Origin of the sequence: Clostridium pasteurianum DSM 525 = ATCC 6013 (genome assembly GCF_000807255.1) — a bacterium.
GTDB lineage: Bacteria > Bacillota > Clostridia > Clostridiales > Clostridiaceae > Clostridium_I > Clostridium_I pasteurianum.
Genome location: NZ_CP009268.1, coordinates 1,727,006 through 1,741,944 on the forward strand (window position 1 = coordinate 1,727,006; position 14,939 = coordinate 1,741,944).

A 14,939-nucleotide genomic window follows, 5' to 3' on the forward strand; every position below is an offset into this window, starting at 1 on the left:
ACTATTTTTAAAGGGGAGTTGTTTAATGAAGATATTAATGCTTTCTTGGGAATATCCACCTAAAAATATAGGAGGATTATCTAATCATGTACATAATCTTTCTAAGGCATTAACTTTATTGGGACATGAAATACATGTGGTTACTTGTGAAGAAGGTGTGTCACCAGTGGAGGAAAATGATGAGGGGATTATTGTTCATAGAGTTACACCGTATAAAATAGATACAGAAGACTTTACAAAATGGATTATGCATCTTAATTTTTCAATGATTGAGGAATGCATTAGAATTATAAGAAAAATAGGCAAAGTTGATATTATACACGCTCATGACTGGCTTTCAGCCTATAGTGCAAAAACATTGAAATGGGCATTTAGTATCCCAATGGTTTCTACTATACATGCTACTGAAGAAGGCAGAAATAATGGTATAAGAACGGATATGCAAAAATATATTTCTTCGGCAGAGTGGCTTTTGGCTTATGAATCATGGAAAGTGATATGCTGCAGTAACTACATGAAAAGCGAAATTATTAAGTCTTTTAAAGTATCAGAAGATAAAATTTGGATAATTCCAAATGGTGTAGATTTAAATGGTTTCAATTTTAAATTTGATGCTGTAAAATTCAGAAGAAATTATGCATTAGATGAGGAGAAAATTGTGTTTTTCATAGGAAGACATGTTTTTGAAAAGGGAATTCAATTATTAGTAGATGCAGCTCCTCAAATAATAGAACAATATGCTGCAGCAAAGTTTGTAATAGCAGGGACAGGACCTATGACAGAAGAATTAAAATATAAAGTTAGGCAGATGGGACTTGATAACAAGATTTTATTTACTGGATATATGAATAATGAAACTAAAAGTAAACTATATAGGGTAGCGGATGTAGCCGTTTTCCCATCCTTATATGAACCTTTTGGGATAGTGGCTATTGAAGCCATGATATCAGGCTGTCCTGTAGTAGTTTCTGATACTGGTGGTTTGTCGGAATTAGTAGAACATAAGGTCAATGGAATGAAAATGATAAATGGACTTGTAAACAGTCTCAAAGATAATGTATTAGCACTGTTAAAAGATGATAAATTAAGTCAAGCTATAAAGAAAAATGCTGAAAAAAGTGTAAAAGAGAAATATAATTGGCAAGAGGTGGCTAAGTTAACTGTTGAAATGTACGCTTTAGTTAAAGAGGAAGCATCAGGTACTGATTGGGATGTTGATAAAAGAATTTTTACAGAAACTGATTTAACTACTGTAAAAAAGAGACAGAGAAAAAGAAGTACTGTAAAGAAGGAAAATTCGGGAGATAATAGTGAAGAAGTTAAAGAAATTAAAACAAGAAGAAGTACTAAATCTGCTGCAAATAGCAGGAATAATACATCAAAAATAATAGATTTAGATGATGAGGAAAAGACAAAAAGTAAAACTACTGCATCAAAAACGGCTAAGAGGAGAACTACTAGGAAAACAGCAACTAAATCAAAAGTGTCAGAAGAAAATTTGAAAATAAATACAGAAAGTACAGATGCAGCATCATCTTTAGAAAATAAAAGTTCTGAAGACAAAATAAAAACAACAGTTAAAAGACGGACTAGAAAAACCGCTGTAAAATCTGATGTAGAGGATAAGGCTGATAACAAGTTTAAAACTACTAAAGGTACATCAAAACGAACAAGGCGTACTAAGAAGGCTGAAGATGAAAATAAAACTGTAGGTGAAAATAAATAAATTAGAGGTTCTATAAAATTTATAAAAGTAGATGTTGAAACTATTATTTAAATTTATAGTGAACGTATATAAATTGAATAAAAAGAACGTACGGGAACGTACATAGATTTGTGTAAAACAAATCTAAGTACGTTCCCATGTTCTTTTTATTTATGTATTAAGCAGAATATTGATTTAATGTATTATTTTCTTTTGCTTTTCTTTTTAATTGAGTAACCAAAAGAACCAAGGGATTTTGATGTTAATCCATAATATTCACCATGACTATAGCATATGAGATTGGCTTTATCAAAACATATCTTATTCTTGGAATCTAATAAATTTTCATCTATTTTAACATTTAATACTTTGAAAAGGAATAAGTCATGAGTCCCAAGGGGTGTAATGGATTGTACTTTACATTCTAGAGCTATTGGAGACTTTTCAAGGGAAGGAGTGTCTACCTTTACTCCTTTATTTAACTCTAAATTAAAATGTTTAATTTTATCTTCTTTTTTTCCAGATACAACTCCACAGTAATCTACAATTTTCACCATACTTGTTGTGGGAAGGTTTATTACACATTCATTACTTTCTGTAATATATTTATAGGAGAGTCTTTCTGGTCGTATACCCATTGCAATTATAGGTTCTTTTGTACATACGGTACTAATCCATGCAACAGTAAATATATTTATTTTGCCAGACAGACTTTTAGATGTGACAAGAACTACTGGAGCAGGATTTAACATTACACTGCCCTTAAAATTTAATTTACTCATTTGAATATTGCTCCTAACTAATATATTGTTAATCTGTATGTTGTAAAACAATATAATTATAAGTTTATAATTGTATAATTGCAATATTTATTGTAAATGTGCCTTATTAGTGTGAAATGTTTAAATTTAATAATATGTTTAAATTATGGTACAACTATTTGCATTATAATATAACTATGACTTATTAAAATAGCTAATCTATAGAGGTGAGAATATGGTTAAAAATAGACGAAATGTAATTATAGGTATTGTTATAGTTTTAATGGCAGTAGTTTTTTTGTGTTTTAAAAATATTGCTGAAAATAATAATGATAATGCACCGGTGCATGGTAAAGTCATATCTGAAAGTTCAGAGGATGGAAATTCTGAGCAAAAAAGTAATAATACCAGCGGAGTTCAGCATGGTAAAGTTCAGGTAAAAATAACTTCTGGAAGCCATAAAGGAGAGGTAGTTACTTTAGACAATCTGGTTAACGATAAAACTTTCCATGAAAGTATAGCCTATAAAGGATCAGAGGTTCTTATAAATCTTGATGAAAATGATGATGGAAGTATAAAAAGTGCATATATATATGAGATAGTAAGATACAAATATATATACATATTATTGGCTGTTTTTATTATATTACTTGCAATTATAGGTGGTAAAAAAGGGATAAAGTCCATAGTTGCATTGGTATTAACCTGTATAGTTATATTAAAAATTCTTATTCCACTGATTATAAAGGGATATAATCCTGTAACAGTATCAATTGTATTATGTATAGGTGTAAGTATTTTAAGTCTGCTTATTATAAGCGGAAAGAATAAAAAAACTATGGCGGCAATTATTGGAACCATAGGTGGAGTACTTATAGCAGCAATTATTGGAATATTAATGAGTACATTTTTAAGACTTACGGGACTCAGTGATGAAGAATTACAAATGTTAGTTTACATATCTCAAAATACTTCTTTTGATTTTAGAGGATTATTATTTTCAAGTATATTGATGGGGGCCTTGGGAGCAGTTATGGATGTTAGTATGTCTATTGCTTCTTCCATTAATGAAATTAGAGAGAAAAGTGAAAATATATCTACAATAGAACTTATAAAGTCTGGAATGAATGTGGGAAGAGATATTATGGGTACTATGGCTAATACATTAATATTGGCTTATGTAGGAGGATCCATGTACATTTTAATGCTTATATCTTCTTATAATTTACCTATGTTTAGGATTTTAAATCAAGATGTTATAGCTTCAGAAATTTTAAAATCTATGGCTGGAAGTATAGGATTAACTTTGACTATACCAATTACAGCGGCAGCAGCTGCTTGGCTATACAGAAAAAAATATAATGATTAGTATATTAAGTATATTATTGTCAATAATTTAAATATACATTTTATTGACAATTGAATAGAATAGTAATATAATCATAGTAAATATATAGAAATACTAAGCAATAAATATGCTATTTAATAATTTTATTATAATATTAAAATGAGAGGTGTGCAAATGAAAATTTCTACAAAAGGAAGATACGGCTTAAAGGCTATGATTGACTTATCTATAAATTCAGTAAATGATAGTGTTACTTTAAAGAGCATAAGCGAGAGACAAAATATATCTGAGGGATATTTAGAACAGATTTTTGCAGCTCTTAGAAAAAAAGGGCTTATTCAAGGTAAAAAGGGTTCACAAGGAGGATATATATTAGGCCAATCACCTAGCGATATTACTGTTGGTGATATTCTAAGAGCCTTGGAGGGTGAATTAAATTTAGTAGAAATTGATGAAACTAAAACTGATGATAGAGTGGAGCAATGTATTAACTACAATGTTTGGAGTAAGCTCAATAAAAGTATAAATGATATAGTGGATTCAATTACTTTGGAAGACCTAGTTATGAAGTATAATACACTTGCTAATGACACATTTATGTATTATATTTAATAATAAGAGGTGATTTTCATGTCAAGAATTTTTAAAAATGTTACTGAGTTAATAGGAAATACTCCTTTAGTAGAGTTATCTAAATATGAAGATTCAGAAAAGCTCCAAGGAAAAATATTGGCTAAAGTTGAATATTTTAATCCAGCAGGAAGTGTAAAAGATAGAATAGGATATTCAATGATAACTGATGCAGAGGAAAAAGGACTCATAAATAAAGATACAGTTATAATAGAGCCAACAAGTGGCAACACTGGTGTAGGTTTGGCACTTGTATGTTCAGCAAAAGGATATAAGTTGATTTTAACTATGCCAGAAACCATGAGTATTGAAAGAAGAAAACTATTAAAAGCCTATGGGGCAGATTTAGTTTTAACACCGGGACCAGATGGAATGAAAGGTGCAATAAAAAAAGCAGAAGAGCTTGCAGTTGAGTATAAAAATGCTTTTATACCTCAGCAGTTTAAAAATCCTGCTAATCCTGCTTATCATGAAAAAACTACTGCGGAAGAGATATGGAAGGATACCGATGGTAAAGTGGATGTATTTATTTCTGGAGTAGGTACTGGTGGTACTCTTACTGGAGTAGCAAAGGTACTTAAGGAGAGAAATCCTAAAGTAAAAATAATAGCAGTTGAACCTTATGATTCACCTGTACTTGAAGGAGGAAAGCCAGGTCCTCATAAACTTCAGGGAATAGGTGCTGGATTTGTGCCAGATGTTTTAAAATTAGATTTAGTAGATGAAATAATAGCAGTTAAAAATGAAGAGGCTTTTGCTATCACTAAAGAATTAGCTACAGTAGAAGGTCTTTTAGTTGGTATTTCATCAGGAGCAGCTGTGTCTGCTGCATTGCAAGTTGCAAAAAGACCTGAATTTAAAGATAAAAATATAGTTGTAATACTTCCTGATACAGGTCAAAGATATCTGTCAATGGGAGTTTTCGATTAAATACAGATAAATGTATATGGCACAAATTTTATTTGTGCCATATATATTTATACTTTTAAGAAAAGGTAGTGATAAAATGAAGTATGATAAAAAATTAGTATATTTGGACTATGGTGCCTCTACTCCTATGAATAAAGAAGTTTTTAAGGAGATAGAGCCTTATTTTTATACTTTTTACGGTAATCCTTCATCAGTATCTTCTTTCTCTGAAAGATCAAAAATGGCTATATTTAATGCTAGGGAAAGAATAGCTAAGGCCATAAATTGTCAAAGAAATGAAATCTATTTTACCAGTGGTGGTACAGAAAGTGATAACTGGGCAATAAAAGGGATAGCCCTCAAAAATAGAGACAAGGGCAATCATATAATAACTACCTCCATAGAACATCCAGCCGTGCTCAATACTTGCAAATATTTAGAAGAATTAGGATTTAAAATTACATATGTTCCAGTTGACAAATATGGTATAGTAAATTTAGAATATATAAAAAATGCTATTACTGAAAGTACTATTTTAGTGTCAATTATGTTTGCAAACAATGAAGTTGGCTCAATACAGCCAATTAAAGAAATAGGAGAAGTTTGCAGACAAAAGAATATAATTTTTCATACTGATGCAGTTCAAGCAGCTGGTCATATTCCAATAGATGTAGAGAAAATGAATATAGATATGCTTTCTATGTCTGCACATAAATTTTATGGACCTAAAGGCATAGGGATTTTATATATAAAACGTGGAATTAAGATAGATAATTTTGTTCACGGAGGACATCAAGAAAGGGGAAGAAGGGCAGGGACAGAGAATACTCCGGGTATTGTTGGTTTAGGCAAAGCCCTTGAATTATGTAATTCAAACATAATTGAAGAATCAAATAGAACAAAATATTTAAGAGATAAATTGGCAAAGGAAATTTTAGAAATACCAGGAACTGAAATCAATGGCCCTGATTATGAAAGAAGGCTTCCAGGCAATTTAAATATATGCTTTAATGGTATAGATGCAGAAATATTACTTATGTCTTTGGATTTAAAAGGAATTTGTGCATCTGCAGGAAGTGCATGTTCAGCAGGTTCTATAAGACCATCTCATGTACTCTCTGCCATGGGTATTAGTCCAGAAAAGTGTAAAAGCTCACTAAGGTTCAGCCTTGGAGAGGGAATATCAGAAGAAGATATTGATTATACTATTAGTACACTAAAAGAAATAATTGGCAGTATTAGAACTACTTAAAGAAGAGGTGTATTTATGAATAATAGAGTTGTAGTTGGTATGAGCGGAGGAGTAGACAGCTCAGTAACTGCATATCTTTTAAAAGAACAAGGGTATGAAGTAATTGGAGTAACCATGCAGGTATGGCCTGAGGATAAAGAATATGAAGAAAGGGAAGGGGGATGCTGCTCTCTTTCTTCTGTGGAAGATGCCAGAAGAGTAGCACATAAACTTGGAATACCATTTTATGTGATGAATTTTAAAGATATATTTGATGAAAAAGTTATTCAGCCTTTCATACAGGAATACTTATCAGGCAGAACTCCAAATCCATGCATAGCTTGCAATAAATTTATAAAATTTGATGCTTTTTTAGAAAAGGCAAAATCCTTAGGTGCAGATTATGTAGCTACAGGGCATTATGCAAAAATATATAAAAATGATAAAGGCAGATATTTAATAGAAAGATCGAAAGATGATAAAAAAGATCAAACTTATGTATTGTATAATATGACGCAGCATCAGCTCGAACATACATTAATGCCTTGTGGAGATTATAGTAAGGATAGAATACGAGAAATTGCAAAAGAAATAGGATTAAGTGTTCATAATAAAAAAGATAGTGAAGAGATTTGCTTTATTCCAGATAATGATCATGGTGCCTATATAAAAAGACAAAGACCTGAACAGGTTAAAGAGGGAAATTTTGTAGACAGCAATGGTAACATATTAGGACGACATAAGGGTATAGTATATTATACTATAGGTCAGAGAAAAGGACTTGGAATTTCACTAGGTAAGCCTGTGTTTGTAAAAGATATAAATATTTTAAAAAACGAGGTTGTACTTGGCAGTGAAGAGGATATATTCAAAAAATCACTTATAGCAAATGAAGTTAATTTTATTTCCTTTGATAAACTTGATTCACCCATGAAGGTTCAAGCAAAAATAAGGTATGCCTCTAAAGCCACAGAGGCAACTATATATCCACTTGAAGACTCAAAGATAAAGGTGACTTTTGAAAAACCTGTTAGAGCTATAACTAAAGGTCAATCTGTAGTTTTTTATGATGGTGATTTACTTCTAGGTGGTGGCATTATAGAAAAACTTAATTGATTAATATATATAGGAAGTTAAGATAGAGACAATAAAAAATATATTAGTAACAAAATTATGTGTATGTTTATTGCATTTTAGCATTATGAATGATATAATGCCTATATGCAAGAGATTTAATATCATGAACCGAACATTCTCCTTTTCTATTCGGAAGTGTAATTTTATGAATTGTTAGATCCCTAATTCTGAAAAAGGAGGTATGTTTAAATGGCTGATAAGACTATTGTATGTAAAGATTGTAGTAAGGATTTTATCTTCACTGAAGGTGAACAAGAATTTTACAAAGAAAAAGGTTTTGAAAATGATCCTGTTAGATGTCCTGAATGTAGAAAAGCAAGAAAGGCACAAAACAACAGAGGTTTCAGAAGATAGTTTGATTTTATGATTATATTTAGCCACTGATTTTATCAGTGGCTATTTTTATCTATTTTTTAATTTTATAATGATATTCTGGAGTCATGTTGGTAATTGGTTCTATTTTATATCCGTTGTTTCTATAATAACTTATAATTTGAGGTAATGCCTTTATGGTATTAATATTATTTGAATTACAATGCATGAGAATTATTACTTTATCATCTTCAAGTTTGCATTTTTTCGCTTTCTTTACTAATTGATTTACAGGTAGATGAGGATTTACTCCATCATCTATACATACATTCCAATCATAAACTTTCAAATTATTTTTATGAAGCTTTTCAAGCATTTCAGTATTAAGGTGTTTAGAACTTCCGCCTGGAAATCTTATTAAATTTGTATTTATTCCTGTAACTTCTTTAATTTTATTTTGAGTATGAAGCATTTCCTGAAGAAATGTATCTTCATCTTTATATATTTTTTTGAAATTATGAGAAAAAGTATGAAGACCAATGCTGTGACCTTCTTTATATATTCTTTTTAACAAATCCTCTCTTTCATCTATTTCCTTACCTACTACAAAAAAGGTAGCTTTTACATTATATTTTTTTAAAGTATCTAGTAGTTTACCAGTTATTATAGTGGGACCATCATCAAAAGTTAGATATACAATTTTTTTATTAGAAATTTCATCTGGAGAATCCATGTATTTTGCCTTTGGAATACTTATATAAATAGATTGAATTATTAATAATGATATTAAAAAAAATAAATTAAATTTATACTTTTTGAATTTAAACATAACTCATCTTCCTTTTTATTTCTTAGTGTCATTTTAGTATTTCCAAAAAACGCATTAAAAAATACTGGGATAAATTTTAACAATTTCATGAAATTTACTATTAAAATTCTAAAAGTTAAATATATATAGATTCCTAATTTATTGGAGAAAAAATATTTGCACTTCAATGGAGTTATTGATGGAATAATGATATTTATTTTGCTAAAAAAGAAATTATATATTAATATCAAATCTAATATGCTTAATATGTTATAATATATAAAGATTAAAATATAGTTGTAGATAATAAATTTATAAGTATTATCTCAAAAGACTATTTAGGAGAAATAATAATTATGGAAGAAAATATTTTAATTGTAGAAGACGAAGAGAGAATGAGAAAACTTATAAGTGCATATTTAAAAAAAGATGGATACAATACTTTAGAAGCAAAAAATGGATCGGAAGCTATAAAGATTTTTAATTCTAATGAAACAATTCTTATAGTTCTTGATATAATGATGCCTTTAATAGATGGATTTGATGTGTGTAGATACATAAGGAAGAATTCAGATGTACCAATAATTATATTGACCGCTAAGGCAGAAGAAGATGATAAGCTTTTAGGATATGAATTAGGGGCGGATGATTATATAACTAAACCTTTTAGTCCTAAAATATTAGTAGCCAAAACAAAGGCACTTTTAAAACGCTATCATGGGGAGAATGAGTCAAATAATATAGATTTTCATGGCATCAGTATTAATGAATTGAGTCATGAGGTTAAAATTGATAATAAGGAGATATATTTATCTCCAAAAGAATTTGATCTTTTATTATATTTTATAAAAAATAAAGGAATAGTGTTAAGCAGAAATAAAATACTGGATGGAGTATGGGGAATGGATTATTATGGTGATCTTAGGACGGTAGATACCCATATAAAAAGATTAAGAGAAAAACTCATGGATAAGGCTCATCTAATATCTACAGTTAGGGGGAGCGGTTATAAATTAGAGGTGAAAAAATGAATTTCAATAGAGGAATAGCTGTAAAATTATTCTTTATAACATTGGCTTTTTTTACGTTATTTATAAGCAGTATACTTATTTTTCAGTCTTTATTTTTTGAAAAATTCTATATTAGTAGAAAAATGGACACTTTGCAGAGAAATGTAGAAAAATTTAAAAAAGATTATAATAATACTTCTAATACTAATGATATTTCACAATTAGCAAGAGATTTTGAAGATTCAAATAATAGTAAAGTGGCTATTTTAGATAAATATGGATTTTTAAATTTTGTAGCAGGATATGATAACAGAGAAGCAGAATCAGCTAGTGTAAAGGTTATAAAAGAAGTGATTAATAACTGGAACTCAAATCCTGGATTATCTATAAATATCCTGAAAAGTGGAAAAAGCAGCACTTACATATTTGACAATAAGGTTTATAATATAAAAAATATAGTTTGTGTGGTTCCCGATAGTGAAAAACAAGAGGTAGTATTTGCTGTTTCTTCATTACAACCCGTTAATGAGGCCTCATCTGTTATTAAAGAATTTTATATATACATATATATATCTGCATTGATATTTATTATAATACTATCACTTATATATTCAAACATGATTTCCAAACCATTGATAAGTTTAAATAAGACTGCATCTAAAATGGTAAATTTGGATTTTTCAGAAAAGTGTATTGTTAAGACCAATGATGAAATTGGAAATTTGGGAAATACTTTAAATTTTCTATCTGAAAGTTTGAATAATGCAATGGATTCTTTAAAAAAGGCCAATGAAAAACTAAAAAATGATATTGAACAGGAAAGAAAATTAGAAAAAATGCGTAAAGAATTCGTTGGTGGTGTATCCCATGAATTGAAAACTCCTATAAGTCTTATAGAGGGATATGCAGAAGGAATTAAGGATAACATTTTTGAAGAAGATAAAAATTATTATATAGATGTAATTATAGATGAAGCAAAGAAAATGGGAGCTCTAGTTAAGGATATGCTGGATTTATCCCAACTTGAAAGTGGTAATTTTAAGCTGAAGTATAATAATTTTTATATTGATAAACTCATTAGTGCTACCATAAGAAAGTATTATAATATGCTTAATAATAGAGAAATTGATGTAAATTTGAATTTAATTAGCAGTGTTTTAACTGAAGGTGACTCTATGAGAATTGAACAGGTGTTGACAAATTTCATTACCAATGCTATAGATCATACAGAAAATAAAAGTAAAATCAGTATAGATATGTGTGAACATGAAGATAAAGTATATGTATATATAAAAAACTGGGGAAAAAATATTGAAAAAGATGAATTATCAAAAATTTGGGATAAATTTTATAAAATAGATAAGTCAAGAAATAGGAGTATTGGAGGAACTGGTCTTGGCCTTGCCATAACTAAAAATATACTTATGCTGCATAAAAGTGATTTTGGAGTAGAAAATTTTAAGGGTGGTGTAGCTTTCTATTTTTCGTTATTTAAAGCAGATAGCTCTGATTGAAGCAAGTAAAATAGGAATTTGAACTTTTAATTCAAATTCCTATTTGTCAATTGGTTATTCTGATAAGGTTAAAGTAAGAGATTTAGTTTCTCCGTTTCTATAAATTTCAATTTTTATTTTATCTCCGGCATTATGAGTGGCTTTTATACTATTTAATTCATCTGTTGTCTTTACAGTTTTACCATCAAATTTTGTAATTATATCACGTGCCTGCAAACCTGCTTTTTGAGCTGGACTAGAGGAGTTTACCTGAATAACAGCTACTCCTTGAGGTACATTGTTCTGCTTGGCATCTTCGCTGGATACATCAGTACAAGTTATGCCAAGCATTAATATAGGTTTAGAAAGTGAGCTTATTTTTGGTTTAACTAAATCTATAGGTATTGCAAATCCTATTCCCTCAACACCATTACCACCTATTTTTGAACTGTTTATTCCAATTACCTGACCTTGGGAATTAACTAGTGGTCCACCGCTGTTACCAGGATTTATTGCTGCATCTGTCTGAATGAGAGTTTGGGTATTATTGTCTTCAATTTCAACTTCTCTGTTTAAAGCACTGACAATCCCAGAGGTAACGGAACCTAAAAATTCTTTTCCTAAAGGATTACCGATAGCTACTACTTGATCACCAACTTGAAGATTACTTGAGTTACCTAACTCTGCTATGCCTGGAAGTGTAACTTTTTCATTTATCTTTATTACAGCTATATCCATGGAAGCATCGTAATTTACCACTTTAGCAGATACTTCTTTTTTATTGCTAAGTATTACACTTATTTTCTGTGCACCGCTTATAACATGATAATTTGTCAATATATAACCATCATTATTGAATATTATACCTGAACCCATGCCCTCTGATTCCTGAGATTGTCCTAGGAAATTATTGGTAGTGGTACTGGTAGTAGAAACTCCAACTACAGCGGGACTAACTTTTTTAGCAATTTCAGCTATAGTAAGGCCATTAGTAGTAGAAACAATTGATGAAGGCTTATAATTGCTGTTATTATTAGTATTAGAAGAAGATTGCTGCATTAAATTTTCATACAAGGGACTAGATTTAAAAAAGTCTGTTTTTGGAAGAATGTATAGTGATACAACACCGGAAGCAGTACCGCCAAGTATTGTGCAAATAATTGCTAAAGCTATATAAGAGACTATTCTCTTACCTCTTTTAGGTTGTTTATTTACAGAAGTAACTTTATAATCACTATCAGTAAAGTTATTATCAGAATATTTATTATCTTTACTGTTGTAATTTGTACCATTTGATACATTGTAGGCTGAATAGTTGGATGTTGGTAATTCACTTGTAGAATCTATAGGGTTATTGATATTTTTATTATTTGAATCTTTTTCATATTCATTCATTTTTAAGACCTCCTTTATAAGTTTAATTTCTATACTTATATAATAGACTCGTACTGTGACAACTTTATGACAGCTTTGTTAAAGGGGTATAAATTGCAAAAGTGTCTGCAATTTATTTTACATAAATAATATGTGTTTAAATATAATATTATATTTAATAATTAAAAAGAATTAATTTCAATTAAAATATTTATATTTATGTATTTCTGACTAATTAAATATTATAATGTAAATAATGTTACTTATAAAGGAGTTGATATTATGGAGCATAGATGGAGTTTAAAAGAATTATATGATTCCTTTGAATCAAAGGAATTCAAGGAAGATCTAATTCGATGTGATAAATTTATAGATAAAATAAAAGAAATATCTGAAACTTTTGCAGACTCTAAAGAAGAAAACATAAAGAAATTAGAAAATTATATAAGTGTTGATAATGAATTTTTTCATTTATCCTTTAAATTATTATCTTTTTGTCAGTTGAGTTTAAGTGTAGAAACTACAAATGTAGAAGCTTTAAAGTATCTGGAAGTGATTGAAGAAAAAATCACTGAATTGGCGGAACCAAATACAAAAGTTGCAAAATGGATTGGAAAACTGCAAAATTTAGATGATATCATTGGTTCATCCACCATATTAAAAGAACATAATTTTTATCTAAAAGAAATACAGCAAAATAATAAATATGTACTAAGTGAAAAAGAAGAAACTATTATCTCTAAAATGAGAAATACTGGTTCAAGTGCTTGGAGCAAATTACAGGATTTAACCCTTTCCAATCTCTTAGTTAAGATTAATATTAATGGAAAGGAAGAAAAACTTCCTTTAACAGTGGTCAGAAATATGGCTTATGATGCTAATGACAATATTAGAAAAACAGCTTATATAGCAGAACTAGCAGCTTATAGTGAAATTGAAGATGTATCTGCTGCCTGTCTTAATGGGATTAAAGGAGAAGTTATAACGGTAGATAAGCTTAGAGGATATAAATCACCTTTGGAAGAAAGCCTTATCAGCTCCAAAATGGATCAAAAAACTTTAGATTCTATGTTTAGTGCTATTTCTGAATATTTACCAGTATTTAGAAAATATTTCAGAAAAAAGGCACAAATACTTTCATATAAAGGAGGACTGCCCTTTTATGAGATGTTTGCTCCTATAGGAAAAAGCAGTAGAAAATATACTTTTGAAGAAGCTAGAGATTTTATTGTAGAGAATTTTAAAACTTTTAGTGATAAACTGGCAGATTATGCACTAAAGGCCTTTAACAATAAATGGATCGATGCCGAACCAAGAGAGGGAAAAGTTGGAGGGGCCTTTTGTGAAAATCTACATGTTATTGGAGAAAGTAGAATAATGAGTAATTTTACTGGAAATTTCAATGATGTGGTGACTCTTGCTCATGAATTAGGTCATGGATATCATGGAGCATGTCTTTTAAAGGAATCTGCAATTAATAGTGAATATCCAATGCCTATTGCAGAAACAGCCTCTACATTTTGTGAAACTATTATAAAGAAAGCGGCTACGGATAAGGTAGATAAAGAGGAATCTATCTCTATATTGGAAACGGAGATAAGCGATTGTGCACAGGTAATAGTAGATATATATAGCAGATTTCTATTTGAAAGTGAAGTATTTAAAAAAAGAGAAAAGGGATCTATAAGTGTAGAAGAACTTAAAAGTATAATGTTAGAAGCGCAAAAGAAAGCCTATGGAGATGGATTGGATTCAAATTATCTTCATCCCTATATGTGGATATGTAAACCTCATTATTACTCTGCTGATTTCAATTTTTACAATTATCCCTATGCTTTTGGTTTGTTATTTTCAAAAGGATTATATTCAATATATTTAAAAGATAAAGAGAAATTCGTAAAGGAATATGATAAATTACTTGCTTTAACAGGAAAAAATAAAATTTTTGATATAGCTAAATTTATGAATATAGATATTAATTCTGTAAGTTTTTGGAAAGAATCTTTGGAACTTATAAAAGAAGACATAGATAAATTTATAACATTAGCATAAGGCATATTCAAATAAATAACTAGTCAGTATGCTAGCCTATTTTGAATCCTACTACGTCAACAGAACCCTCAGATAGCTCACTATCATCAGAACCTGTTTCCTTGTATGATTCAAAATATTCGTCGCATCTTTGACTTACTATTTATTTTCACATGCCTAATTTGTTAAC

Annotated in this window: 13 protein-coding genes; 10 read left to right on the forward strand and 3 right to left on the reverse strand. The window is 29.5% G+C overall.

All coding sequences use genetic code 11. The features are described from left to right. Positions 1 to 25 precede the first annotated feature (25 nt). The gene (locus CLPA_RS07820) at positions 26 to 1,726 is read left to right on the forward strand and encodes a glycosyltransferase family 4 protein (RefSeq protein ID WP_003443463.1); all 1,701 of its coding nucleotides are present in this window, start codon (positions 26 to 28) and stop codon (positions 1,724 to 1,726) included. A gap of 182 nt (positions 1,727 to 1,908) precedes the next feature. On the opposite strand, the gene CLPA_RS07825 is transcribed toward CLPA_RS07820, so the two are convergent. Further along, complete coding sequence (locus CLPA_RS07825; protein ID WP_003443464.1) at positions 1,909 to 2,487, reverse strand: flavin reductase family protein; 579 nt, start codon at positions 2,485 to 2,487, stop codon at positions 1,909 to 1,911. Between the two features lie 214 nt (positions 2,488 to 2,701). Between CLPA_RS07825 and CLPA_RS07830 the strand changes: the two genes are divergently transcribed. The 6 genes from CLPA_RS07830 to CLPA_RS07855 all read left to right on the forward strand — a co-directional run bounded on the left by CLPA_RS07830 (position 2,702) and on the right by CLPA_RS07855 (position 8,075). After that, positions 2,702 to 3,835 (forward strand): YibE/F family protein, encoded by a 1,134-nt coding sequence (locus tag CLPA_RS07830; protein ID WP_003443465.1) that lies wholly within the window; start codon positions 2,702 to 2,704, stop codon positions 3,833 to 3,835. A 153-nt stretch (positions 3,836 to 3,988) separates the two neighbouring features. Beyond that, positions 3,989 to 4,426 (forward strand): RrF2 family transcriptional regulator, encoded by a 438-nt coding sequence (locus tag CLPA_RS07835; protein WP_003443466.1) that lies wholly within the window; start codon positions 3,989 to 3,991, stop codon positions 4,424 to 4,426. Positions 4,427 to 4,444: 18 nt separating this feature from the next. After that, complete coding sequence (gene cysK / locus CLPA_RS07840; protein WP_003443467.1) at positions 4,445 to 5,374, forward strand: cysteine synthase A; 930 nt, start codon at positions 4,445 to 4,447, stop codon at positions 5,372 to 5,374. A 76-nt stretch (positions 5,375 to 5,450) separates the two neighbouring features. Beyond that, entirely contained in the window at positions 5,451 to 6,605 is a 1,155-nt protein-coding gene (gene nifS, locus CLPA_RS07845; RefSeq protein WP_034830806.1) for a cysteine desulfurase NifS, read from the forward strand. Positions 6,606 to 6,620: 15 nt separating this feature from the next. After that, positions 6,621 to 7,700 (forward strand): tRNA 2-thiouridine(34) synthase MnmA, encoded by a 1,080-nt coding sequence (gene mnmA, locus CLPA_RS07850; RefSeq protein WP_003443471.1) that lies wholly within the window; start codon positions 6,621 to 6,623, stop codon positions 7,698 to 7,700. Between the two features lie 210 nt (positions 7,701 to 7,910). Further along, positions 7,911 to 8,075 (forward strand): zinc-ribbon domain-containing protein, encoded by a 165-nt coding sequence (locus CLPA_RS07855; RefSeq protein ID WP_003443473.1) that lies wholly within the window; start codon positions 7,911 to 7,913, stop codon positions 8,073 to 8,075. Between the two features lie 52 nt (positions 8,076 to 8,127). On the opposite strand, the gene CLPA_RS07860 is transcribed toward CLPA_RS07855, so the two are convergent. Then, on the reverse strand, positions 8,128 to 8,862 hold the full coding sequence (locus CLPA_RS07860; RefSeq protein ID WP_003443474.1) for a polysaccharide deacetylase family protein: 735 nt from the start codon (positions 8,860 to 8,862) through the stop codon (positions 8,128 to 8,130). Positions 8,863 to 9,197: 335 nt separating this feature from the next. Here CLPA_RS07860 and CLPA_RS07870 point away from each other — a divergent pair, with 335 nt between their 5' ends. Together CLPA_RS07870 and CLPA_RS07875 are read left to right on the forward strand one after the other, a co-directional pair. Continuing rightward, positions 9,198 to 9,872, forward strand: a complete 675-nt coding sequence (locus CLPA_RS07870; RefSeq protein ID WP_003443477.1) for a response regulator — start codon at positions 9,198 to 9,200, stop codon at positions 9,870 to 9,872. Continuing rightward, positions 9,869 to 11,365: a HAMP domain-containing sensor histidine kinase gene (locus tag CLPA_RS07875; protein WP_003443478.1), complete on the forward strand. Its 1,497-nt coding sequence runs from the start codon at positions 9,869 to 9,871 to the stop codon at positions 11,363 to 11,365. Before CLPA_RS07870 ends, CLPA_RS07875 begins: the two co-directional genes overlap by 4 nt. Before the next feature lie 54 nt (positions 11,366 to 11,419). Here CLPA_RS07875 and CLPA_RS07880 read toward each other — a convergent pair whose 3' ends face one another. Then, positions 11,420 to 12,739: a S1C family serine protease gene (locus CLPA_RS07880; protein ID WP_003443480.1), complete on the reverse strand. Its 1,320-nt coding sequence runs from the start codon at positions 12,737 to 12,739 to the stop codon at positions 11,420 to 11,422. 261 nt (positions 12,740 to 13,000) lie between these two features. Between CLPA_RS07880 and CLPA_RS07885 the strand changes: the two genes are divergently transcribed. After that, positions 13,001 to 14,770, forward strand: coding sequence for a M3 family oligoendopeptidase (locus tag CLPA_RS07885; protein WP_003443491.1), 1,770 nt, complete (start codon positions 13,001 to 13,003; stop codon positions 14,768 to 14,770). The last annotated feature ends 169 nt before the right edge of the window (positions 14,771 to 14,939 follow it).

What these genes read in the sequence shown, in the direction of transcription:
- CLPA_RS07820 (WP_003443463.1), top strand. Translation starts at nt 26, where the DNA reads ATGAAGATATTAATGCTTTCTTGGGAATATCCACCTAAAAATATAGGA.
- CLPA_RS07825 (WP_003443464.1), bottom strand. Translation starts at nt 2,487, where the DNA reads ATGAGTAAATTAAATTTTAAGGGCAGTGTAATGTTAAATCCTGCTCCA.
- CLPA_RS07830 (WP_003443465.1), top strand. Translation starts at nt 2,702, where the DNA reads ATGGTTAAAAATAGACGAAATGTAATTATAGGTATTGTTATAGTTTTA.
- CLPA_RS07835 (WP_003443466.1), top strand. Translation starts at nt 3,989, where the DNA reads ATGAAAATTTCTACAAAAGGAAGATACGGCTTAAAGGCTATGATTGAC.
- cysK (WP_003443467.1), top strand. Translation starts at nt 4,445, where the DNA reads ATGTCAAGAATTTTTAAAAATGTTACTGAGTTAATAGGAAATACTCCT.
- nifS (WP_034830806.1), top strand. Translation starts at nt 5,451, where the DNA reads ATGAAGTATGATAAAAAATTAGTATATTTGGACTATGGTGCCTCTACT.
- mnmA (WP_003443471.1), top strand. Translation starts at nt 6,621, where the DNA reads ATGAATAATAGAGTTGTAGTTGGTATGAGCGGAGGAGTAGACAGCTCA.
- CLPA_RS07855 (WP_003443473.1), top strand. Translation starts at nt 7,911, where the DNA reads ATGGCTGATAAGACTATTGTATGTAAAGATTGTAGTAAGGATTTTATC.
- CLPA_RS07860 (WP_003443474.1), bottom strand. Translation starts at nt 8,862, where the DNA reads ATGTTTAAATTCAAAAAGTATAAATTTAATTTATTTTTTTTAATATCA.
- CLPA_RS07870 (WP_003443477.1), top strand. Translation starts at nt 9,198, where the DNA reads ATGGAAGAAAATATTTTAATTGTAGAAGACGAAGAGAGAATGAGAAAA.
- CLPA_RS07875 (WP_003443478.1), top strand. Translation starts at nt 9,869, where the DNA reads ATGAATTTCAATAGAGGAATAGCTGTAAAATTATTCTTTATAACATTG.
- CLPA_RS07880 (WP_003443480.1), bottom strand. Translation starts at nt 12,739, where the DNA reads ATGAATGAATATGAAAAAGATTCAAATAATAAAAATATCAATAACCCT.
- CLPA_RS07885 (WP_003443491.1), top strand. Translation starts at nt 13,001, where the DNA reads ATGGAGCATAGATGGAGTTTAAAAGAATTATATGATTCCTTTGAATCA.